Annotated in this window: 2 protein-coding genes; both read left to right on the top strand. The window is 72.9% G+C overall.

Features of this window, described 5'->3' with window-relative positions; translation table 11 throughout:
* The coding region (locus tag HLK59_RS49800; RefSeq protein ID WP_171148295.1) for a PQQ-binding-like beta-propeller repeat protein at positions 1-1299 on the top strand (1299 nt) is incomplete at its 5' end.
* Positions 1300-1412: 113 nt separating this feature from the next.
* Positions 1413-1748: a hypothetical protein gene (locus HLK59_RS49805; RefSeq protein WP_171148296.1), complete on the top strand. Its 336-nt coding sequence runs from the start codon at positions 1413-1415 to the stop codon at positions 1746-1748.
* Positions 1749-1889: the final 141 nt, after the last annotated feature.

Genomic DNA, 1889 nt, shown 5'->3' on the forward strand with positions numbered 1-1889 from the left:
TCCGCCACCCCCGCATGGCTCACCCCCCAACTCGCCGCCGACATCGACCGCCGTAGCGCCGAGGCGGACTGTCTGCTGCGGACGGCCGCCCCCGTCCCGTCCCCCACTCGGCGGCGCCTGCTCACCGCGGCCGCCGCGCTGGCCGTGCCCGGCGTGGGGGCGGGGGTCTGGTGGCTGACCCGGGACCGGGCCGGGCCGCCCGACGAAGGCACCGAGAACGGCGTCCCCGTCGCCGAGCCGCTCACCGCGCCGACCGTTGACACCGTGCCCGCCGCACTCTGGCGGGCCGAGGGACTGCACCCGGACGGGCCCGGCCCGGTCACCGTGGGCCGGGTGGTCGCCGCGGGCACCGCCGACGGCGTGGCCGCGTGGGTGCAGCACACCGGGCGGCGGGCGTGGAACTGGCACGGGACCAAGGCTCCCGACCGGCTCGGTGATCTGCTCGTCGTCGCCGGCCAGGCGATCCTCGTCGTGACCGGCGACGGTCGCCTGAGCGGCCTCGACTCCCGTACGGGCGAGCCGCGTTGGCGGACCGGGGACATCGGTGCCGCCCAACTGCTCGCGGTGGACGCTGTGGCGGCGTACGTCCTCGACCGTGAACGCCGGGTGCGCGCCGTGGGGTTGACGGACCGTCGGGTCCGGTGGACCTCCGACCGCGCGGTGACCGGCGTCGCCGCCGCACGTGCCGCCGTGACCCGGCAGCGGCTGCTGGTGTGCTCCGACGACGGCATCGCCCAGGCCTTCGACACCGAGAACGGCAAGGCGACCTGGCGATGGACGGTCGGCACGCCCGCGCTGATCGGCGGTGGCCGCGTCGGCGCCGTCGCCCCGGCCGTGTGGGACGGTGCCTTCTGCGTGGGCGGCCGCCCGCTCGCCCTGCTCGACGCCCGCACCGGCAAGGCCCGCTGGACGCTGGCGCCCGACTCGGCGTACGGCTTCCACGGAGCGCCCACCGTCGCCGACGGCCGGGTGTACACCGCCGCCACCCGCACCGCGCTGTGGTGCCTGGACGCCGGCTCCGGTGTGCCGCGCTGGACGGTACCCATGGACTACAGCGGCGTACCGCGCCGGGCCGATGTCGTGGTCGGTCACGCGCTGTACGGGCTGCTGGGCAACCCGACCGATTCCCCGGTCCAGCCGGGCACCGACAGAGGCGTCTACACGGTCGACATCCGCACCGGCCGCCTCATGTGGACCTTCGCCGACCAGGCAGATCCCCCGGGATGGCGGCTCGCGGGCGCCGCCGGACGGGTCTTCGTCGCCCGCCGCGACACCCTGCGCGCGATGCCCACCCTGTGAAACGGGCCGCGACCGGCGCACGTCGTTACCCCTGCTTGAGGAATGCGCTTGCTGAGGGAGCCGGGCGCGCACCGCGGCGCGACGGGGAGCGATGGGTGGCGATGGGGGATCGCATGGAAGAGCTGAGCCCGGACGACGCACGCCTGCTCGGGCCGTACGTCCTGCTGGCCCGGCTGACACCCGCGGGCGGCGAACCGCGCCTGCTGGCCCGCAGGCCGGGCGAGGAGGGACTGGCGGAGATCACCCTCGTACGGGACGGCGTGGCGAACGGCAGAGGCCGAGGAGGGCTCACCGGCCGCGGCCGGGGCAACGGACGCGCAAACGGCAACGGCACCGGCAACGGCACCGGCACCGGCACCGGCAAGAGCAACGGCCGGGGCAACCGTACGAACCCCCACGCCACGAACCCCCACGGCACCAACTCCCACCTGTCACTTATACACAACTGACTCTGCCGACGAAGAGGATAGTGTTGATTTAGGGGGGTGGCGTGTAATTCAAAAAAAAAAAAGTAGACATGTCAAACAACGAGCACAAATATATCGCAAAGTGGAGAAGAGCGGTTAGAACAAAGGCAAAATAAGAACAGT

This window comes from Streptomyces sp. S3(2020), from assembly GCF_013044505.1.
Lineage (GTDB): Bacteria > Actinomycetota > Actinomycetes > Streptomycetales > Streptomycetaceae > Streptomyces.